Source organism: Streptomyces sp. NPDC059718 (genome assembly GCF_042733315.1).
Lineage (GTDB): Bacteria > Actinomycetota > Actinomycetes > Streptomycetales > Streptomycetaceae > Actinacidiphila.
Map to the genome: position 1 here is coordinate 1 of NZ_JBHWGA010000086.1, position 20,192 is coordinate 20,192.

At 66.1% G+C, this 20,192-nt stretch carries 13 protein-coding genes and 9 pseudogenes; 13 read left to right on the forward strand and 9 right to left on the reverse strand.

Annotated elements, in window-relative coordinates; all coding sequences use genetic code 11:
• Positions 1-231 precede the first annotated feature (231 nt).
• Both ltrA (ACFV3E_RS44735) and ACFV3E_RS44740 read left to right on the forward strand, forming a co-directional pair.
• Positions 232-1,497, forward strand: coding sequence for a group II intron reverse transcriptase/maturase (ltrA, locus tag ACFV3E_RS44735; protein ID WP_500542034.1), 1,266 nt, complete (start codon positions 232-234; stop codon positions 1,495-1,497).
• Between the two features lie 89 nt (positions 1,498-1,586).
• Positions 1,587-2,492: pseudogene (locus tag ACFV3E_RS44740) on the forward strand (IS3 family transposase); the annotation flags it as partial.
• On the opposite strand, the gene ACFV3E_RS44745 reads toward ACFV3E_RS44740, so the two are convergent.
• Positions 2,493-3,062, reverse strand: coding sequence for a transposase (locus ACFV3E_RS44745; protein WP_500542036.1), 570 nt, complete (start codon positions 3,060-3,062; stop codon positions 2,493-2,495).
• Between ACFV3E_RS44745 and ACFV3E_RS44750 the strand changes: the two genes are divergently transcribed.
• From ACFV3E_RS44750 to ACFV3E_RS44765, 4 genes and pseudogenes are all read left to right on the forward strand, one after another.
• Positions 3,030-3,308: a hypothetical protein gene (locus ACFV3E_RS44750; RefSeq protein WP_500542038.1), complete on the forward strand. Its 279-nt coding sequence runs from the start codon at positions 3,030-3,032 to the stop codon at positions 3,306-3,308. The two genes, ACFV3E_RS44745 and ACFV3E_RS44750, sit on opposite strands and share 33 nt — an antisense overlap.
• A pseudogene (locus ACFV3E_RS44755) lies at positions 3,298-3,980 on the forward strand (IS5 family transposase); the annotation flags it as partial. The gene ACFV3E_RS44750 and the pseudogene ACFV3E_RS44755, both read left to right, overlap by 11 nt.
• A 540-nt stretch (positions 3,981-4,520) precedes the next feature.
• Positions 4,521-6,297, forward strand: a pseudogene (locus ACFV3E_RS44760) (reverse transcriptase domain-containing protein).
• 109 nt (positions 6,298-6,406) lie between these two features.
• Positions 6,407-6,529 (forward strand): annotated as a pseudogene (locus tag ACFV3E_RS44765) (IS5/IS1182 family transposase); the annotation flags it as partial.
• On the opposite strand, the gene ACFV3E_RS44770 reads toward ACFV3E_RS44765, so the two are convergent.
• Positions 6,495-6,971, reverse strand: a complete 477-nt coding sequence (locus ACFV3E_RS44770; RefSeq protein ID WP_500542040.1) for an IS110 family transposase — start codon at positions 6,969-6,971, stop codon at positions 6,495-6,497. The pseudogene ACFV3E_RS44765 and the gene ACFV3E_RS44770 overlap by 35 nt on opposite strands.
• 697 nt (positions 6,972-7,668) lie before the next feature.
• Between ACFV3E_RS44770 and ltrA (ACFV3E_RS44775) the strand changes: the two genes are divergently transcribed.
• The 3 genes from ltrA (ACFV3E_RS44775) to ACFV3E_RS44785 all read left to right on the forward strand — a co-directional run bounded on the left by ltrA (ACFV3E_RS44775) (position 7,669) and on the right by ACFV3E_RS44785 (position 10,947).
• Positions 7,669-9,198 (forward strand): group II intron reverse transcriptase/maturase, encoded by a 1,530-nt coding sequence (ltrA, locus tag ACFV3E_RS44775; RefSeq protein ID WP_500542042.1) that lies wholly within the window; start codon positions 7,669-7,671, stop codon positions 9,196-9,198.
• Complete coding sequence (locus ACFV3E_RS44780; RefSeq protein ID WP_500542044.1) at positions 9,089-9,388, forward strand: HNH endonuclease; 300 nt, start codon at positions 9,089-9,091, stop codon at positions 9,386-9,388. The genes ltrA (ACFV3E_RS44775) and ACFV3E_RS44780 overlap by 110 nt, the downstream gene beginning before the upstream one ends.
• Positions 9,389-9,570: 182 nt before the next feature.
• A complete protein-coding gene (locus tag ACFV3E_RS44785) occupies positions 9,571-10,947 on the forward strand; it encodes an IS1380 family transposase (RefSeq protein ID WP_500542046.1) in 1,377 nt (458 codons plus the stop codon).
• A gap of 304 nt (positions 10,948-11,251) precedes the next feature.
• On the opposite strand, the pseudogene ACFV3E_RS44790 reads toward ACFV3E_RS44785, so the two are convergent.
• A pseudogene (locus tag ACFV3E_RS44790) lies at positions 11,252-11,509 on the reverse strand (IS30 family transposase); the annotation flags it as partial.
• A gap of 46 nt (positions 11,510-11,555) precedes the next feature.
• Here ACFV3E_RS44790 and ACFV3E_RS44795 point away from each other — a divergent pair.
• Positions 11,556-11,858, forward strand: a pseudogene (locus ACFV3E_RS44795) (integrase core domain-containing protein); the annotation flags it as partial.
• A gap of 203 nt (positions 11,859-12,061) precedes the next feature.
• Here the strand turns inward: ACFV3E_RS44795 and ACFV3E_RS44800 are convergent.
• From ACFV3E_RS44800 to ACFV3E_RS44810, 3 genes are read right to left on the reverse strand one after another with little or no spacing between them, the layout of a single operon-like run.
• On the reverse strand, positions 12,062-12,625 hold the full coding sequence (locus ACFV3E_RS44800) for a GNAT family N-acetyltransferase (RefSeq protein ID WP_500542048.1): 564 nt from the start codon (positions 12,623-12,625) through the stop codon (positions 12,062-12,064).
• Positions 12,626-12,671: 46 nt separating this feature from the next.
• Entirely contained in the window at positions 12,672-13,730 is a 1,059-nt protein-coding gene (locus ACFV3E_RS44805) for an ornithine cyclodeaminase family protein (protein ID WP_500542050.1), read from the reverse strand.
• The gene (locus ACFV3E_RS44810; protein WP_500542052.1) at positions 13,727-14,602 is read right to left on the reverse strand and encodes a PhzF family phenazine biosynthesis protein; all 876 of its coding nucleotides are present in this window, start codon (positions 14,600-14,602) and stop codon (positions 13,727-13,729) included. Before ACFV3E_RS44810 ends, ACFV3E_RS44805 begins: the two co-directional genes overlap by 4 nt.
• 72 nt (positions 14,603-14,674) lie before the next feature.
• On the opposite strand from ACFV3E_RS44810, the gene ACFV3E_RS44815 reads away from it, so the two are divergent.
• A complete protein-coding gene (locus ACFV3E_RS44815) occupies positions 14,675-15,508 on the forward strand; it encodes a LysR family transcriptional regulator (protein WP_500542054.1) in 834 nt (277 codons plus the stop codon).
• A gap of 523 nt (positions 15,509-16,031) precedes the next feature.
• Here the strand turns inward: ACFV3E_RS44815 and ACFV3E_RS44820 are convergent.
• Together ACFV3E_RS44820 and ACFV3E_RS44825 are read right to left on the reverse strand one after the other, a co-directional pair.
• Positions 16,032-16,383: pseudogene (locus ACFV3E_RS44820) on the reverse strand (IS6 family transposase); the annotation flags it as partial.
• Positions 16,384-16,747: 364 nt separating this feature from the next.
• On the reverse strand, positions 16,748-17,194 hold the full coding sequence (locus ACFV3E_RS44825; protein ID WP_500542058.1) for a hypothetical protein: 447 nt from the start codon (positions 17,192-17,194) through the stop codon (positions 16,748-16,750).
• On the opposite strand from ACFV3E_RS44825, the pseudogene ACFV3E_RS44830 reads away from it, so the two are divergent.
• Positions 17,163-17,324 (forward strand): annotated as a pseudogene (locus ACFV3E_RS44830) (DDE-type integrase/transposase/recombinase); the annotation flags it as partial. The gene ACFV3E_RS44825 and the pseudogene ACFV3E_RS44830 sit on opposite strands and share 32 nt — an antisense overlap.
• A 978-nt stretch (positions 17,325-18,302) precedes the next feature.
• A pseudogene (locus ACFV3E_RS44835) lies at positions 18,303-18,656 on the forward strand (WhiB family transcriptional regulator); the annotation flags it as partial.
• Positions 18,657-19,207: 551 nt separating this feature from the next.
• Here ACFV3E_RS44835 and ACFV3E_RS44840 read toward each other — a convergent pair.
• Entirely contained in the window at positions 19,208-19,471 is a 264-nt protein-coding gene (locus tag ACFV3E_RS44840) for a transposase (RefSeq protein ID WP_500542056.1), read from the reverse strand.
• Positions 19,472-20,192: the final 721 nt, after the last annotated feature.

A 20,192-nucleotide genomic window follows, 5' to 3' on the forward strand; every position in this document is an offset into this window, starting at 1 on the left:
GCAGCATCCAGCACCACCCCGCCCTGCTGACCGCATTCCTCGCCCACACCGGACTCGAAATCCACTCAGCATCAACCTGATCAGCAAAGCTCAGTGAGTACCGACGCGGGGCATGCCGGCGGACCGGCTCGTAGTAGTGGTGAAGCCCCTGTAATCGGGGTGGAGCGAAGGGGCCGGGTCGTTCGTGACTGTGTTAATCGCATCAACCGGACAGTGTCCGGGAGGAGTTCGGTGGACCAGTTGAAGTCGCAGACCAAGCCGTTTGAGATCTCAAAGTGGGAAGTCAAGGAGGCATGGGAGGAAGTCAGAGCGAATAGAGGCGCGCCGGGAGTGGACGGGCAGAGCATCGACGACTTCGAGAAGGACCTGAGGAACAACCTCTACAAGGTCTGGAACAGAATGTCGTCAGGCTCATACTTCCCATCTCCGGTGCGCGCGGTGGCAATTCCCAAGCCACAGGGAGGCGGCGAAAGGATCCTAGGGATTCCCGCCGTCGCCGATCGTGTGGCTCAGACTGTTGTGGCCCGGCATCTCATGCGGAGGGTGGAACCGATTTTCCATCCTGACAGTTTCGGATACCGGCCCGGACGGTCCGCCTTGGATGCGGTGGAGAAGTGCCGGGAACGCTGTTGGAAACGGGACTGGGTGGTTGAGTTCGACATCGCCAAGTTCTTCGACAGCGTGCCCTGGGACCTGCTGGTCAAGGCGGTGGAAGCGCATACCGACGCCGTCTGGGTGAACTTGTATGTGCGGAGGTGGCTCGCTGCCCCGCTCCAGATGCCCGACGGCTCTCTGCTGCAACGGGACCGCGGAACCCCACAAGGGGCTCCGGTGTCTCCTGTCATGGCGAACCTGTTCCTGCACTACGCATTCGACATCTGGATGGCCCGGGAGTTCCCGTCCGTCTGGTTCGAACGCTATGCAGATGATGCGGTGCTGCACTGTGTCACCCAGCGCCAGGCCCGTCAGGTGCTGGCCGCGCTCACGGACAGGATGGCCGAGGTCGGGCTGCGTCTGCACCCGGCCAAGACCCGGATCGTGTATTGCCGGGACGGGAATCGCCAAGGCTCCCACGAGCACCAGGCGTTCACGTTTCTGGGATACACTTTCCGCGCCAGGAGGAACCGGAGTCGGCACGGGAACCAGTTCCTGGCGTTCGACCCGGCGGTCAGCAAGGACGCTCTCACGAAGATGGGCCGGGAAGTGCGGAGCTGGCATCTGCACACCCGCACCGATCTGACCTTCCAGGAGCTCGCCCGGAGGATCAACCCTGTCGTGGCGGGCTGGATCAACTACTACGGCCGCTTACGGCCTTGGGAGTTGACCACTTTCGTGACACGCATCAACTCCTACCTGGTGCGTTGGATCCGCAAGAAGTACAAACGGCTCGCGGCCAAGCGGAAGGCGCTGGCGAAGATGCAGGAGATTGCCCGGCGATACCCACGCATGTTCGCGCACTGGCGCATCACTCCGACCGTGAGTGCCGTACTGGTCTGACGATCAGGACGACAAGAGCGGAGTGACGAGAGATCGTCACGCTCCGTTCTGTGAGGGCCGGAGGGTGAAATTCCCTCCGGCTACTCGGCGACGAACTGGTGAGGAGCCGCTTCCAGTTCGTCGACGACCACCGGGACGCCTTCGAGGTGAAGCGGCTCTGCGAGGTCCTGGAGGTGAACAGGTCCAGCTACTACAAGTGGCTGGCCGGCGGCGACGCCAGAACGGCCCGGCAGCGGGCCGACCAGCATCTGGCGACGAGGATCCGTAAGGTTCACGCGGACTCCGGCGGCACCTACGGCTCCCCGCGGGTGACCGCGGAGCTGAAGGAGACGGGCCTGCACGTCAACGAGAAGCGGGTCGCCCGCGTCATGCGAACGTTCTCCATCACCGGCATCCGCCTGCGCAGACGCATCCGCACCACGGTCTCGGACCCGGCCGCCTCCCTGGTTGCGGACCTCTTCCAGCGGGACTTCACCGCCGCCGAACCGGGCCGGAAATACATGGGCGACATCACTTACCTGCCCCTCGCGAACGGCGAGTTCCTCTATCTCGCGACCGTGCTGGACTGCTTCAGCCGCAAGGTCGTCGGTTGGTCCATCGCCGACCACATGCGCACCGGACTGGTCTCCGACGCGCTGCGGATGGCCGCCCGCACCCGCGACAGCCTGGACGGTTCCGTCTTCCACTCCGATCACGGGGCCCAATACGGCTCGAGGGTCTTCGCCGACCTCTGCGACCAGCTCAAGGTCACCCGGTCGATGGACGCGGTCGGCAGCAGCGCGGACAACGCGGCCTACGAGAGCTTCCACGCGTCCCTCAAACGCGAGACGCTCCAGGGTGCCCGCGACTACGGCGACCCGGTCACCTGCAGGAACAAGGTCTTCGCCTGGCTGACCCGCTACAACACCCGCCGACGACACTCCGCCAACGGTCAGTTCAGCCCCAACGAATACGAACGCCGACACCACGCGGCTAAGCTCACGCTCGCCGCGTGATCAACAAAGCGTGTCCACCATCACGGGGGAAGGCCCGGCTTCCTTGATCATGCGGCGCATGGCTCGTTCGGGATCACGCATGGCGAAGTAGTCGGCTCCCAGATCGCGGTAGGCGGTCTTGTCGCACAGGACGTGCCAGATCGCGATGGCGAGCTTGTGCATGACGGCGACCAGGGCCCGTTTGCCGCCTCTGCGGGCGGAGATGCGGCGGAAGAAGGCGGCGAGGTAGGAGGTCTTGTCTCTGATCGCCGCCATGGCGGCGGTCCCGAGCAGGCGTTTGATGTTGCTGTTGCCCGGACGGTTGCGTCCGGATCTGCTGACCCCGGCCAACTCGTTCTGGCCCGGGCAGACCCCGATCCAGGAGGCGAGGTGCTGGGCGGAGGCGAACTGAGCCATGTCGCCGCCGGTCTCGGCGATGATGACCTCGGCCGCAAGCCGGCCGATCCCCGGGATGGTGTCGAGGTTGTTCAGGTCCTGATCGCGCTCGTCCAGCAGTGTGGCGATCCGGTTGTCGAACAGGGCGATCATGCTGTTCAGGTGGTCGATCTCGTCCAGGTAGTGGCGGACCATGAACGCGTGGTGGGTGGTGAACTCGCCGTCCAGGGCCTCGACGAGAGCCGGGATCTTGTTTCGGGCTTTGCCTCGGGCCAGGTCCGCCAGACGCCGGGGATCGCGCTCGCCGGCGATGAGAGCCTCCAGGATGGCGCGTCCGGTGGCGCCGACGACGTCGCTCTAACTGATCATTTCAGAATGAGTTCGCTTGTAGGGCTTGGCAGTTGGGTGTGGTCACGGCAGAGTTCTGTGGGTGTCGGATGATCTTGTGCCTGATGACCTGTGGGAACGCGTGGCCCCATTGCTTCCTCCTCGCCCGCCGAGGCGCCGGAGGCATCCCGGTCGGCTGCCGGTGGACGACCGGGCTGCCCTGCGCGGGATCGTTTACGTGCTCCGCAAGGGCGTGAGCTGGGCTGATGTTCCTTCGGACAGGATCGGCTGCAGCGGGGTGACGTCCTGGCGACGCTTGCGGGACTGGACCGAGGCAGGCGTCTGGCCCCGCCTGCACGAGGTCCTGCTGGCGGAACTGCGGGCAGCCGGCCTGCTGGACATGGACGACGCGGCAGTCGACGGCTCCCACATCAGGGCCCTCAAAGGGGGGCTAACACCGGACCTTCGCCGGTCGACCGCGCCCGTTCGGGCAGCAAGCACCACCTGATCACCGACCGGCACGGAACACCCCTGGCAGTCTCGCTGACCAGCGGAAACCGTCATGACGTCACACAGTTGATGCCACTGCTGGACGCGATACCCCGCATCCGCGGGGTGCGCGGACGGCCACGTCACCGGCCGCGCCGGCTGTTCGCCGACCGGGGCTACGACTACGACAAGTACCGCCGTCTACTGCGGGCCCGCGGCATCACACCGAAGATCGCCCGCAAGGGCACAGCCCACGGCTCCGGCCTGGGCAAGACCCGCTGGGTCGTCGAGCGCACCTTGTGCGCCACGAGGCGCTCTGTTTGTATCCCCGGTTCAGCCGGGAGGAACTCGGAAGGAGGTTCCTGGGCCGGATGACTCACCTGGATCCGAAAGGTGAAGGGGACAAGAGCATGTCAGAAAACCAGTGACCGGGTTCAGTTGTTGGAAACGGTGTGCTGGGCGGCCCGCGCGATATGGCGAAGACTGGATTGTTTGAAGCCCAATCTCCAGAAGATGCAAGCTCCCATCCGCCGGAAAGACAACTGAAACCGGCGCCGCACCCTGCGTGGACATCGGAACGTTGGTCGACGCAACTTCCGGGCGTGCGGAGCAATGTCCAGCGAGGACATTCAAGGAGATGAGTGGGACGCCTACGTCGCGCTAGAACGTACAGACAGGGACGAACGTGGGATCGCCTACGGGACGCGAGTCCTATGGCGACGGAGGCCCCGTAGTAGTCGCCGGAGTCACGACCGGCCAGGGAGGACGGGAAAGCCGTCCACATCGGGCGAAGGGGGCCAGGTGATTCGGACACTCCAGACTCGGGAGGTATGCGGAATGCAGAGCGCCGAAACGGTGCTGGGTGTCCTGCGTGAACGCGGCAGACGTGGTCTGTCGTGCGATGAGCTGTATCGGCAGCTGTTCAACCCGCAGTTGTATCTGCTGGCCTACGGTCGTATCTATGCCAATCATGGTGCGATGACGCCCGGGGTCACGTCGGAAACCGTGGACGGCATGTCACAGCGGAAGATCGACCGGATCATTGAGGCGATGCGTCACGAGCGCTATCGCTTCAAGCCGGTCCGGCGCGTCCATATCCCCAAGAAGAACGGGAAGATGCGTCCACTGGGACTGCCGACCTGGTCGGACAAGCTCGTCGGTGAAGTGGTCCGCCTGTTACTGGAGGCGTATTACGAGCCGACGTTCTCCGACCGCTCTCATGGGTTCCGTCCCCGCCGGGGCTGCCACACCGCACTGCGGGAGGTGGACCACACCTGGACCGGTACGTCCTGGTTCATCGAAGGGGACATTGCTGATTGCTTCGGCAGCCTGGACCATCAGGTCTTGCTGTCGATCCTCGGTGAGAAGATCCATGACCAGCGGTTTCTGCGGCTGGTGCGCAACATGCTGACGGCCGGATACCTGGAGGACTGGAGATGGGGCGCCACGCTCTCCGGAGCGCCGCAAGGCGGAGTGGCCTCCCCGCTCCTGTCCAACATCTACCTGCACAAGCTGGATGAGTTTGTCGAGACAGTTCTGATTCCGGAATACACCCGAGGAGATCGCCGGGCCCGCAACCCGGCTTACCTGGAGTTGCAGAATCTGCTGGCGAAAGCCCGCCGGCGCGGCGACCGGGCCCAAGCCCGGACGCTGCGTCAGCGGATGGTCAGCCTGCCGAGCTCGGATCCTAACGATCCGGCATACCGCAGACTGCGCTATATACGCTACGCGGACGATCACCTCCTCGGTTTCACCGGACCGAAAGCCGAGGCCGAGCAGATCAAACAACGCCTGGCCCAGTTCCTGCGTGACGAACTCAAGCTGGAACTGTCCCAGGAAAAGACACTGATCACTCACGCCCGCACCCGGGCAGCGAGGTTTCTCGGCTACGAGATCACGACCCAGCACAACGACACGAAGAAGACAGGCCGATACCGACGGGTCAACGGCCAGATAGCACTCCGTGTCCCCCGGGACGTGATCAAGGCCAAGTGCGCCCCCTATCTCGCCCGCGGAAAACCCGCGAGGAAGACGGCCCTGATCAACAGCAGCGATCATGCGATCGTCGCGACCTTCGGGACCGTTTACCGGGGCGTAGTCCAGTACTACCTGCTTGCCGGAGATGTCTTCCGGCTGCACCGGCTGCAATGGGTGATGGAGACGTCCATGCTCAAGACTATCGCAGCCAAGCATCGCTCGTCAGTGTCGAAGATGGCCGCCAGACACAAGGCCAGAATCGACACCCCCAACGGGCTCCGAGTGTGTTTCGAGGCCCGCATCGAGCGGAAGAACAGGAAACCACTGGTGGCACGGTTCGGTGGGATCCCCCTCCAACGGCAGCGAGCGGCAGAACTAGCCGATCGCGAGCCGGTCCAGGTGGACTATCCGCAAAAGGAACTCATTGCGAGGCTCCTACACCTGCGAGATCTGCGGGAGCAAAGGCAACGTGCAAGTGCACCACGTCCGCGCTCTCGCCGACCTCGCCCATGCCGGATGGCAGCCCTCTGACTGGGCGCGCGTCATGCTTCACCGGCGTCGCAAGACCGTTGTGGCCTGCGACACCTGCCACGACCGCATCCACTCAGAACGGCCAGCCAGATCCCTCACGCAGTAGTCACTGGAGAGCCGGATGACCGGGAAACCGTCATGTCCGGTTCGGCGGGAGGCCGCGCGGAACAGGACTCGCCTAACGGCGAGCACCTCGCCGCGCGGCCGACCCAACCGCATGGCTCCACCAGTTCAAGCGGCTCCGGATCCGCTACGAGATACGTGCCGATCTCCACCTGGGCCTACTCCAACTCGCCTGCAGCATCATCTGCTTGAGACGCCTCCGAACCTCATTCTGAAATGATCAGTAAGGACCGAGGTGAACTTCACGCCGGTGTCTTCGAGTTCCTTCTCCAACCGCTGGGCCTCACGGCCTGCGGCGCGGACGATCTCGGTCCGACGGCGAGTCAGGTCCCGCAGCTCGCGGATCTCCCGCTCGGGGACGAAGGAACCCATCGCCATTCCGGACGCGCCGGCCCGGGCGAGGAACGCCGCGTCGCTCGGATCGGTTTTGCGGCCCCTGATGCCCTTCAGGTGGGCGGGGTTGACCAGCATCAAGTTCAGGCGCGGCTGAAGCATGTAGTAGACGCTCCGCCAGTAGTCCGAGGTCGCCTCCAGCACGACCACCTCGACGCGGGCCTCGACCAGCCAGGCCAGCAGCCGACGGATCTCGGTCTGAGTGGTGCCGAACCGCTCGGTCTCTAGCCTCACGCTTTCAGTGCGACGCGAAGTCGCTGTCATGTAGTGGTAGTTGCAAGGAGAGGAGTCGGCTGCTCCGGCCTGTGACCGATGGCCGGTCCCCAGCTTCGGGTGCGTCCGCAGTGACGCGGGGGTGCTGAGCCGAGGTGGTCAAGCTCAAGGGCACGATGGGCCATCATCACGCCACAAGCGAAGGGGAAGTCCGAGCGGGCGAGCGAGAGCGAACCCTTGTCTCTACGGGCCGACATGAGGAACACCGCGTCAATGGTGAAGCGGGCGGCGGTGGGAACTCCTGGCATTGAGAAGTGCGACACGACGTGAGCTGTATTGAAAGAGGCTCAAGGGAACCATTGGTTTCCAGTGTAGGTCACCGTGGGAGTCGGCTTAGAGAGGGCGCCCTATCCGGACGCGACTACAGACAGTGGAACACGGGAACCCCGTACGGGTCCGGCTGGTCAGCCGGTAATCCGGAGGTAACAAAGGCAGAAATCCGGTGCGGGAACAGGATGTCCCAAGAAGCGAATGCCGCTGGGGCGAAAGCCCAGAGGAAAGCCCGGGCCTTGGGGACTCTCCCCCTCCGGGTATAACTCGGCGGATACCAGCCTTGTGGCTGGACTCGAAAGAGTGCTGACGTGGGACAGGTAGGCCATATAGAGCCAACGGGCAAAACCTTGCACCGAGGCACAAGTTAGACAGAAGGAGGGGCGGCGATGCTTTGGAGCCGCAGCACGCCCTCCCGATGAACGGACCCGAGGGCGACGCAGAATTCTGGGCCGGTATCGACTGGCGGTCTGAAGAAGCGTCCGTAAAGCGGCTGCGTCAGAGGATCTACAGGGCTGCACGGAATGGTGACATCAAGCAGGTGCGCAACCTGCAAAAGCTCATGCTGCGATCCAAGGCAAACGCGCTGACAAGTGTTCGCCGGGTGACACAGCAGAGTACCGGGAAGAAAACAGCGGGAATCGACGGGGTCGTTGCGCTGACTCCAAAGGACCGGGGCACCTTGGCGAGGAAGACACTCGCCGAACCGGAAATCCCGGCAAAGCCCGTCAAGCGTGTGTACATCCCGAAGGCGAACGGGAAGACCCGACCGCTGGGCATCCCCGTCATTCGTGACCGCGTGAACCAGGCGAGGGTGAAGAACGCCCTGGAGCCGGAGTGGGAAGCGCGGTTCGACGGGCGGACTTACGGGTTCCGCCCGGGACGCGGATGCGCTGACGCGATCGGGGCTATCTTCCAGATCGTCTGCCAGAAGAACGCAAAACGTCTGTGGGTTCTCGACGCGGACCTGTCGGCGGCCTTCGACCGCATCAGCCACAGCCATCTCATGGACTCCATCGGCCTGTTCCCGGGCCGACGGCAGGTCAGAGGGTGGCTGCGCGCTGGGGTCATGGATCAGGGCACCTACGCGCACACTACGGATGGCACGCCGCAAGGCGGAGTCATCAGTCCACTGCTGCTTAATGTGGCCCTGCACGGGATGGGGGATGCGATCAATGCAAATGTTCCCGCAAGAGGGACAAGGCACGTGCCTCCCGCTCTTGTTCTGTATGCCGATGACTTCGTCGTGTTGTGCATCTCGGAGTCGGAAGCACGTGATTTGCAAACGAAGTTGGCTGTCTGGCTCCAGCCGAGAGGGCTTTCCTTCAACGAGGAGAAGACACGTGTCGTCCACCTCGCTGACGGATTTGACTTCCTCGGGTTCAACGTCAGGCGCTACGACCAGAAGCTGATCATCAAGCCGAGCAAGGATGCAGTACAACGAGTCAAGAAGAAGATCAGGACCGTCATCCGGCAGCACCGTGGCGCACCCGCCGAACGTTTGGCTGGTGCCCTCGGCCCCCTTGTCCGAGGATGGTCTATCTACTACCGGCACGTTGTCTCGAAGGAAACATTCAGGAAGCTGGACGACTTCACGCACCACGCCTTGAGGAGATGGGCGATCTACTGCAACCGGGAAGACGCCCCGCTGGCTCCGGGAACGGTACTGGGGGAAGTTCTGCAAGGGCCGGGAGGACAGGTGGGTTTTCGGCTCCGAAGCCGGATACTTGCCGAAGTTCGCCTGGACCGGAATCGTTCGGCACGTGATGGTCAAGGGAGATTGCTCCCGAGACAACGCGGAACTGGACGACTACTGGAGGAATCGAGCCCGAAAGCGGATGCCGAGTGTGGAATCCAAACAGATTCTCCTGCTGGCAGCCCGACAGAAGGGACTGTGCCCCAGATGCGGGCAGGACCTGATCGAAGGCGCGGGTTACGACCCCGATGATGTCAATGACTGGGCCCGGTGGTTCACGGCCTCCTATCGGGGGATCCACGTACACCACCTGCAATACCGCGGCCGGGGTGGAAGCGACCACCTCGACAATCTGGAAGTCGTACACACACTCTGCCACCGGCAATTACACGCCGGTGACCGGAAGAATGACACCGTACCGAGCGGCCAGAGGCCCGCTTGAGCCGTGTGCGCTGGAAGGCGCAAGCACGGTTCTGAGGGGGCGGGGACGCAGCAATGCGTCCCCGCTACCCGACCGAAGTGGGTTGTCCAGTGGGTGATCAGGACAGCAGAAAGTGCCTCTGACCAGCGAGAATGAGGATTGTCTAGGCCCTTGTTCTCGCCCCTGTCGGAGGCACTTTCCAGGTGAAGAAGCGTATCGGGTCGTACCCGCGTGTCCGCGCTGAGGGCGGCGGTCGTGGGGTGGTCTCGCAGGCCGGGGCCGTGCTGCTGGTGGAGACGGTCCGCAAGTCCGGTCTGGATCAGGCGATATCGACGGCACTGGCGCCCTGGCGGAAGTCCCGCGCGGTACACGATCCCGGCAAGACGGTGCTGGATCTCGCGCTCTCGGTCGCGCTCGGCGGCGACTGCCTCGCGGATGTTGCCATGCTGCGGGCCGAGCCCGGCGTGTTCGGGCCGGTGGCCTCAGACCCGACGGTCTCCCGGCTGATAGACGCCCTTGCCGCCGGTGGGAACCGTGCGCTGACCGCGATCCGCCAGGCCCGTGCCCATGTCCGCGAACACGTCTGGCGACTGGCGGGCGAAGCGGCGCCGGACGCCGGCGGACAGGTGACCGTGGACCTGGACGGTGTCCTGGTGATCTGCCACTCCGACAAGCAGGACGCCGCTGCCACCTGGAAGAAGACCTTCGGGCACCACCCGCTGATGGGCTTCGTCGATCACGGCATCGATGGGTCGGGCGAGCCTGTGGCCGCTGTGCTGCGGCCCGGAAACGCGGGCAGCAACACCGCCACGGACCACATCACCGCCGCCCAACTGGCCCTGGCCCAGCTGCCGAAGACCTACCGGCGAGGCCGGCAGACGCTGATCCGCACCGATGCCGGCGGCGGTACTCACGAGTTTGTGGCCTGGCTGGCTCAGCGCGGGCGGTGGCTGTCGTATTCGGTCGGCATGACCATCACCGAGCAGATCCACCTGGCCGCACTCAAGATCCCGGCCCCGGCCTGGACACCGGCAGTCGAGCCCGACGGCGACATCCGTGACGGCGCCTGGGTCGCCGAACTCGACGGCGACTGCCTCAAGGGCTGGCCGAAGGGGATGCGGCTGATCGTGCGGAAGGAACGGCCGCACCCCGGCGCGCAGTTGCGGATCACCGACGCTGACGGACTGCGGCTGACCTGCTTCGCCACCAACACCACCGACATGCCGATCGCGGCACTGGAGCTGCGACACCGCCGGCGGGCACGCGCCGAGGACCGCATCCGGGCCGCCCGCGCCACCGGCCTGCGCAACCTGCCCCTGCACGACACTGCGCAGAACCAGATTTGGCTGGAGATCGTCCAGCTCGCCCTCGACCTGCTTGCCTGGATGCCCATGCTCGCTCTGACCGGCGAAATCCGCAGGTGGGAGCCCCGCCGCCTTCGGCTCCGCCTCTTCTCCGCCGCCGCCCAGATCGTCACGACCGCCCGCCGCCAGCACCTGAGGTTCGCACGCCACTGGCCCTGGACCGACGTGATCACCGCCGCCCTGGCACGGCTCGAAGCTCTCCCTAACCCAGGCTGACCAGCACGTTCACGTCCCTGCGAGCAGCATCACCCCGACCGGAGCCGTGGAACCCGGCGCCCACCCGACGCGAGAGCCGGGTCATCAACCTGACCACTACCAGCCCGAACAACCGAAACGGCCCGCCGAAGAACCGACGGACCGTCACGAAAGATCGAGGCTAGGCTCCAGCTTCCCGGCCGCTTCGGACTGGGGGTGCGCGTGCAGGCGACCAAGAACCGCTTGCCCAGGTCCACCCCGGCCGAGCGTAGGTGGATGACCCCGCCCTTCACATCCTGCCGAGCCATTACGTACTCCCTCCCATCCGCTCGGAAAAGGACAGGTAGCGGCCCGACGCAGTCGGGGCAAGGCACGGATTCACGCCGCCAGCATGCCGAAACCACCGCGTGCCCACGGCCGGGGAGACCCCGATCGCCACCGCAGCGTCTACCGAGCTCAGCCCCCGCGCGATGGCCTGCCAGAACCGGACGCGATCCTCACGCCACGCGACACTCGGCCGACCCGGCGAAGGCATCTGCCCGCGATACTGCCTGACTGCCCGCTGCCGATCCAGCACACCCACCCGAAAAACTCCAGCTCAAGAGGTGTTGCGACGACCGGTTGAATCCGCCCAGTACACCAGCCGGGCCTTCGCCGACGCCTGCCGCAAGGCCGGCGTCCGACAATCCATGAGCGCGATCGGCAGCTCGGCGGACAACGCGCTCGCCGAGTCCTTCAACGCGACCCTCAAACGCGAGACGCTCCAGGGCCGAAAGAGCTGGCCCAACGCACGCGAGGCCCGCCTGGACGCGTTCCGCTGGCTACACCGCTACAACACCCGACGCCGTCACTCCCGCCTCGGATACCGCAGCCCAATCGCCTACGAAACAGCGTCCCGGGCAACATCAACTACGCTGACACCAGCCGCATAACCCGTGTCCAGGATTTGGGGTTAAGGCCCGTGTTCACCACGGCGGCAGTGAGCTTCCCGGTAAGCGCCAGATCACACCCCCCAAAAGACACACTCAACCTGACAACGCCCCGAGTAGTGGTATTGCCCGACCGATGCCCAGTGGTTCGATGAGAGCGCGTGGGAGACGGAGGTCGAGGACGAATGCCGTGCCGAAACGCGGGCTCACCGGGCGGGCCGCCACATGGTGGTGACCACGTGGCCGGTCGGAGCGGTGACGCGGTCGCGGGCGGTGAAGCCGACGCTTGCGTACCGTGCGAGGTTTGCCGGGTTGGACGACTCCAGGTAGGCGGGGGCACCGAGGGCGTCGATGCGTTCGAGGCTGTCGGCCAGCAGGCGCATGCCGAGACCGTGGCCTCGGTGGCGGTCGTGGGTGGCCAGGAGCGTGAGGTAGAAGTGCGGTTCGGCGGGCCGGGCCGCCTCGAACCGGTCGGCAATGTCCAGGACCGTCCGAGCCGCAGCCGGGGTGGCCGCCCGCTCCAGCAGGTCCTTCAGGCCGGCCGCCTCCTGCGGGGTCAGCTCGTCTGCGCCGGGCGGGATCCATACGGCCACCGCCTCCGCGTTCCGCGTCACCAGCAGCCACGAGTACCGCAACGCCGACGTCGCGTACAGGCGCCACATGGAGGCGGCCTGCGCGGCGCGGTGTTCGGCGTCGGGGAACGCTGGGCCCCACAGCGGGTCGTGGAAGAACGCCGTGGTCAGGGTCTCCACGATGGCGTCGACATCCACGGACGTCCCAACTCGTGCGCGGTCTGGACGGGCAGACACGGTGCGGTCAGCTCCTTGCCGTCGGTCCGTCGGGGGCGGTGTCCGCGCGCAGGTCCGTCGCACAGGCCGGTGGCCGACTGAGCTGCGGGCCCGTTCCCCGGAGGCGGTCCAGGGTGACCTGGGCCGCCGCGAGGTCCTGCACGCCCAGGCCGATGAGCTTGCAGACGGTGATCTCGTCAGCCCGTTCGCGGCCCGGTGCCGACCCCGCAAGCACCTCGCCGAGTTCCGTGAGCCCCGGGAAGGCCGTCTGGGCCCGGGCGAGGTCTCCGTGGACGGTGGTGAGGGCGCGGCTGTCGACCACAATCCGGTCGGCGCGGTGCAGGCAAGCCGGGGACAGCTCGGCCTTGGTCGGGTCGTCGGCTCCTACGGCGGTGATGTGCAGGCCGGGAGCCAGCCACTCGGCGTCGACCAGCGGTTCAGTGCTGGCGGTGGCCGTCACCAGCACGTCGGCGCCCTCGCACGCCTGCCGGGCGGTGCCCACCGGGGTCACCCGCAGGTCGGGGCGGCGGACGCCCAGCGCGGCGGCCAGGCGGCGCACGCGTTCGTCGCGGCGGCCCCAGACCCGTACCTCCCGAATCGGCAGTTCGTTGGCGGCCGCCAGGATCTGCAGGTACGCCTGGACTCCGGTACCCAGCACGCCGATTATGGCGGAGTCCGGCTGGGCCAGCGTGCGCGCGGCCAGCGCGCCGGCGGCCGCAGTGCGGATGTCGGACAGGTGGTGCTCGTCCTCCAGCAGGGCCCGCAGGTCCCCGGTCCGGGCGTCGAAAACGGCGACGACACCGGCTCCCGGCGTGCCGCCATGCCGGGCGCGCTCCGCGAACCAGGTGGCCACCTTCACCGTGAAGACGGAACGGCCCGGCAGCCAGGCCGACTTCACGTGCACGTCGCCGTCCCGGCCCGCCGGCGCGAACACCGCCACCGGCGAGTCGCCCAGTCCGCGGCTGAAGTCGGCGAACGCTGCCGCCACTTCCTCGACGACGTCCTCGTACCCCACGAGTGCGCGGATCGTGTCCGGCCCGACGTAAGCCGGTATCGCCCGCACCGTCTCCCGGGTCGTGGCGGTCACTGGGGCAACACCTCCAGCCGTCCCTCGCCGACGAAGGCGACCTTGCCGCCGACCCGCACGGAGTGGATGTCCTCCCCGTGGCCGTGGGCGCTGATGGTCATCTCGCTGGGGCGTCCGGTGAACCGGCCCTGGCGCAGGGTCACGGTCTCGCCGTCGCCAATGCGGCCGTGACGGCGCAGGTAGGCGGCGGCACAGCCGGCTCCGCTGCCGGTGGCCACGTCCTCGGTCAGCCCGTCGTTGTTCCAGTGCCGCGCCTCCAGAGCGGTGGCATCGAGGACGTAGGCGAACTGGGCGCCGAGGTCCGCCAGTCGTGTGCTGATGTCCGAGGCGATGCGGGCGCGGTCGAGGGCGCCTTCGCGGACCGGGAGCACCAAGTAGCGCAGCCCTGTCGAGACGACCTCCGGGGACAGATCTGGATCGAGGTCCCCGATGTCGAGGCCGAACAAGGACGCCAGGTCCTTCGCGTCCGAGGGATCGAGGCGGCCGAGGAAGACGGCCCGGCCCTGATCCAGCACGCTGGCGTACCGTCCGGTTCCGAGCCGCCTCGTGGTCACCTCCACGGTGCGGGCCTTCAGCCGCAGCATCCACGTCTCGTCCTCACCGGCACCGTGCAGGGCGTGCAGCACACACCCAGCCCCGATGACGGGGTGCCCGGCGAAGTCCAGTTCCTCGATGAGGTCGAAGACCCGCACCTGCCAGCCCGAGTTCCCCGGGGTCTTGTCCGGGGTCAGGAAGATCGACTCGAAGTGGCGTAGCTCCTGCGTGATCCGCTGCATCTGGGGACCGCTGAGCCCGGCGGCGTCGGGGAAGACAGCCAGGCTGTTGCCGCTGTAGGGCAGGCCGGTGAAGACATCGACGTGGTGGTAGTGCATGCGGCCGAGGCTACGACCCCACCAGGCCAGAAGAAACTGGCTAATCTCAGAGATATCGCATAACGTCTGGTTATGGCATCGGATCTGGACATGGCTCAGCTGCGGGTCTTCGTCACCTGCATGCGCTCCGGCAGCATCAGCCGCGCCGCCACCGCGCTCGGGCACAGCCAGCCCGCACTCAGCCAGCAACTGCGCAGGCTGGAACGCACCGTCGGACAGCCACTCCTGCACCGCGCCGCCACCGGCGTCACCCTCACCAAGGCCGGCGAGGCGCTGCTGCCGTACGCCGAACGCATCCTGGCCCTGTCCACCCAGGCACTCAGCGTCACCGGCCCGGCCGTCCAGGGGCACTGCGGCGTGGGCCTGCTCGAAGACCTCACCGCCGCGCCGCTCCCCCAGGCCTTGGCCGACTTCACCCGCATGAACCCCAGAGCCACCCTGGAACTGATCAGCGGCCCCGGCCCTGTACTCCGCGAGGCATACGGCCAAGGACGCATCCACCTGGCACTGTGCGACCCGTCCTACCTCCCCGAACCACCCCGGTGGACCGTGCGCCTCCCCATGGCCTGGGCCGCCACCCCCGGCCTGGACACCACGCTCGACCCCCTCCCCCTGGTCCTCTTCTCCCAGCCCTGTCGCTGGCGCCAACCGCTCCTTGACTCCCTCGAAGCCGCCGGACGCGGCTGGCGCACCGCCTTCGAGAGCACCAGCCTGCCCGGCGTCCGGGCGGCCGTCCGCGCCGGCCTCGGCGCCGCCGCCCTCCTCCCGGCCACCGTCGAACCGGGCACTGCCGTACACGGCCTTCCCGCACTCCCCGACGTCGAACTCGGGCTGATCAGGCGCCCCGGCACCGAGGGCGATACCCTCGTCGACGCCGTCGAAGCCGTCCTCAAACGGCTTGCCTGATCGGCTACCCGCCGCCCCTCGCTTCCGGCCAGGAACCGGTCAGCTCCTTGGTCAACCGCCCACAGTCTGCCTGGGGCACCAGCGCCACCGCGCCGATCACAGTGGTCACGGCGGCAAAGAACCTTTGCGGCCCCGTTGTGTTATATGGCGACCAGAGTTCTGGGCCCAGTTCTCGTATAGCTGCCACCACCCGACAAGTAGCGCTCGGTAGTCATCGCTGCAATCTGTAGAACTCACTCCCGTGGGGTGCTGCCGCAGTAAATGCCCGATTTACTGCGGCAGAGCCTCTACCGTGATCACCGCGACCTGCGGCGGACCATTCCGACCGTCGGGGCGAGGTGTATGCATTTACTGCGGCAGATCCTGAGGAGCGGGATGGGGATGGCGATCGAACCAGTGACCGAACTCGGAGCCGGGGGCGCGCTCCGGCTGCCGCGCGACCGGGTGGTGCCCCTGTCCGCCCCGCCCTCGTCGTACACTGCGGCGGTCGATCGGTACCTCACTGGCGCGGGCATCGCGAAGTCCTCCGCGCGGATCTATAGGAGCGGAGCTCGTCGGTGACGATCACCCGGGGCACGGACCGGGTCTTCTTCAGCAGTTTCCGGAGAAAGCGCCTGGCTGCGGACTCGTCGCGCCGGTTCTGTAGCAGGATGTCGAGCACGTTCCCGTCCTGGTCGACGGCCCGCCACAGGTACCGCTGCCGTCCCTGGATCTTGACGAAGAGCTCGTCGAGATGCCACTTGTCGCCCGGCCTCGGACGGCGCCGGCGCAGGGCCGCGGCGTAGACGGTTGAACCGGTAGTACAGCCACACACCATGGCTGATGATCTCCGGCGGGAAGCGGAAACCCCGGTACGACACCGTGTCCACGAGCAGCCCCTCCAACGACCCCCACCAGACACATGATCATGCCAGCCGAGAAAGCCCCCCACTCAACCTGACAACGCCCCTCGATGTCCTCGGATGAGGCGAGCGGGTTGGCCAGCAGTCGGGTGTTCTCCTCGAAGATTTCCTCGGCCCGGCGGTAGGAAAGCCGGGCCCGGCCGGTCTCGGGGCACACGTCGAGCGTCGGCGTTCCGGCCGGGGCCTTGCGGTCGGTGAGGAACAGTGGGCCGCGGGTGCGGCGGGCGATCAGTCGGGGCAGGAGCTGGGCGGTGCCGGACTGCCAGTGAATCCACTCCGTCACCCCCTTTGGCGGTGATCCTGCCGCGCTTGTTCTGCGGGTACAGGTCTTCCACGTTCAGGCACAGCACTTCATCGACCCGTGCGGCACTTTCGTAGAGGAGCTTCCAGAACGTCTTCTCCCGCAGGGCGAGTCCAGGCGCCACAGGGCGGCGATCTGGTTCTCTGCGAGGGCCTTGGTGCGGTCCAGTGGTGCCGGCCGCCGCTCGATGCCGATCGTCGGATCACGTTCGAACCAGCCCTGGCGCTGCCACCAGCTGATCGCCTTGCGCGCGATGGCCAGCTCCCGGTTGACGGTGTCGGCGTCCATCTCGTCCGCCCGTGCCGCCGCCAGTTCGGCCAGGACCTCCGGCAGTGCCGGGTCGTCGATCGCGATGACGGGGAAGACGGGCAGCTTCGCGCCCCGGCGGGCGGGTCCGGTCGGCGCCGGTTCGCCGGCGAGCATCCATCCCCACGTCGTCAGCGAGATCCGGTACGGCGCCGCCCAGCGCACGGTGATGCCCACGGTCGAGCACCGCTCACACAAGGGCCTGGACAACCGGGCCGAGAACTCCCACCAGCCGACCCGGCAACGCGAACGCGCCATGAAAGGCTTCCGATCGGTCGGCGCCGCGCAACGGTTCCTCGCCGTGTTCGACGGCATCTCACCCCCACTTCAGGCCCCGACGCCACCGGATGACCGCCACCGACTACCGCACCGAAATAATCATCGGCTTCACCATCTGGGACCAGATCACCGGCACCACCAGCCTGCCCACCGCGGCCTGGAGACAGGGGCCGCTACCGCGGCCGGACACGCCCCGAACCAGATCACACCCCCAAAGACACACTCAACCTGACAACGCCCCAGCCAGTCATGCCCCGAGCAAGTCGACAACGCCCACAGACCCCCATCCGGCCGGACACCACGGGTGGCAGGGGCCGATTGCGGGGGTGGGGCCGTTGGCGGAGAGCGCGCCGCGGGTCCCACTCCCGGGCGCGCATGTGATCGATCCCACAGCCGACCGGATTGAGGAACGATTACTCATGCCCTTGCGTCACCTCGCACTTGCAATGGCAGTAGGCGCCACGGTACGCGAATGGCACCCGAGGGTGCACCGGCGTCGCACTTCAATGGCCCTGACGAATGAAACCGACCCGGGTGTTAAGTATGACCTTCTCTGCTAAGCGAGACCCGTACGAGACCTTCAATCTCTGCGTGAAGCCATTCGCGGAATCAAAGCTGACCAAAGCGCGTATCGTTACCGCCTCACATGCCCGCGACAAGGACGATTGCGTGATGCTACTGGAGGTGCTTGGCCTCATAGAGCAGAGCAAGGACGAAGCGCAATGCGTGTGCTGCGGACGACATTATTCGCGCACGATGGCAGGGCGTGCCGCCTACTTCTGCTCGATGCGATGCTATCGGACCTCCTTCCCAGGAAGTGCACCCAGGGTCGCCTAAGCCCATCACACTCTCCAGAATCTCTCGCCGAAATGTCTATACGGATCAGCAGTCCTGTGCGCCACGTTGTTCGCCACAGAGCGGCGCTGCCCTCCAACAGTGACTGGCAGCTGCGGGTCTTTGCAAAGCGAAGCGAAACGAGCCGCCCTGAAACTTTGCTTGCGGACGCTGCCCGGTGATCGTGCAGTGTCGCGCATATGCCGATGACAACGCTGAAGCGTGGGGTGTATGGGAAGGTGCCACCGCAACACAGCGGGGCTGGCGACGGGACGGCAGGCGAGTCCTCCTCTCGCTGACCATTAATACAGTCCGAATGAAGCAGAAAGAACTTAATGCACTATGCAATGCTGATCACTGCGGCGCTCCCTGGTGTCATCGCAGTAGTAATCGGCTTCGGAAGGCCGCTAAACGGGACGACGAGGAAGAATTAAGTTCACCTGTACCTTCGGAACGCGCACCCACAGAAATATACAAGACGCCCTCTCGGCCTGAACGAGCAACACCACATAATTGCGGGAGATGAGCGACGGGAACGTCGTTCTTCTCGATATTCATCGACTTCCCTTACCTTGTAAGCGCATGGAGGCTGAAATTTCCAAAGGTTCAGCGGAGCAGGCTCATGGCGGTTCTCGCCCTTCGCTATCACGCTGCCAGCAATGTGATGCCTTGATCCCCTACCAGGGAAGGGGGCGCCCCCCCAAGTGCTGCTCGGAAGAATGTCGCACAGCCGCTCAGAGGAGACAGCATCGTCACAGAAAGATGGCGAGCATCGAGTCTCACAAGATGACAGTAAACGTAGCTGTACTGTCGGAAGCCCCAAGAGCTGCTCCGACCTGGACCGAGTTGCTAGCCGAGTTGACTACGCAACTCCGATCTGGCGAACCGGCTTTCGCCAATTGGCCGGAACGCATTGCGTTGTACGAGGCGCTACGTATGGCAACGGCCACCCTCGGCAGCGTGACCCCAGGAGGGCTTAAGGAGCTGCAAAGCGCTTACGAAGACGATGCCCGTCGCAACCGCCTGCCACGGTAGCCCCTCGAGCAATGGCCAGACTCTGTTGGTGATGTTCCCGGGTTATGCGGCGGCGGTGCACAGAGTGTGGAAGCGTGTTGATCGGCGGCGGGCGGTGGTCGGCTCGGCGATCCAGTCGGCGACAGGGGTGATGTTGCAGGCCAGCGCGGTCAGGACATGCTGGACATGTGTTCTGGGCAGTCCGCGGTAGCGGGATCGGCGCAGGCCGCGGGCGCGGACGTCCTGGGAGAGGGTGGCCTCGATGCCGGCCCGGATCGCGTAGCGCCGCTGCCACTCTTCGGTTTGTTGCTTCAGCCGGTTGCGCATCTGGATCTGGTGGAGTCACGCGTGGGCAGGAGCGCGAGTGCGCGGGGCCGGTTGGTGGAGGTCGTGCACTGCGGGCGGACCGGCAGGCCAGGCAGTCGGCCTTGGCGAACTTGACCTGGATGTAGCCGTGGCCGCCGATCCGCAGCGGCCTTCCCGGCTGACCGCGCCCTGGGGGCAGACGGCCCGCTGGTGATTCCAGTCCACGGTGCCGCGGCCTCGTCGAAGCCGCCGCCACTCTTGGCCTGGTGGCTGTGGTCGGGCACCACCGGGCCCAGCAAGGTGATGCCGTGGACCCGACGGGCGCGTGCTGTCCGGGCCGGGGTGAGGTAGGCGGCATCCACGATGTGTTCGGCCGGGCCAGGCGGCTCTCGGCGAGGTCGTCGCGGATCCGCTCGGTTTGCTCGCCGTCGTGGGCGGGGGCGATCGTGGTGGTCACGTGGACGACCACCTCGGGTCGGTCGGTGTCGCAGGTCTCGGTCAGGTGGACCCAGTAGTCGCTCCAGGCGGGTCACGAGCCGTCCCGGCGCCCCAGCTCCCGTGCAGGGAAGGCGTAAGACACCCGCAAGACGGCACAGGTGGGACTTGGCGGCCCTCAGGACGGTGGCCGCTGGCTGCGGGCGAACCCCATTTTCGTGAAGCGGGGGTGTGCCACCGTGCGCCGGTGATGCTCCGTCACGGGTAGCGGCGTCTGAGGTGGGCCATGAGCATGACGCGGTGGCGA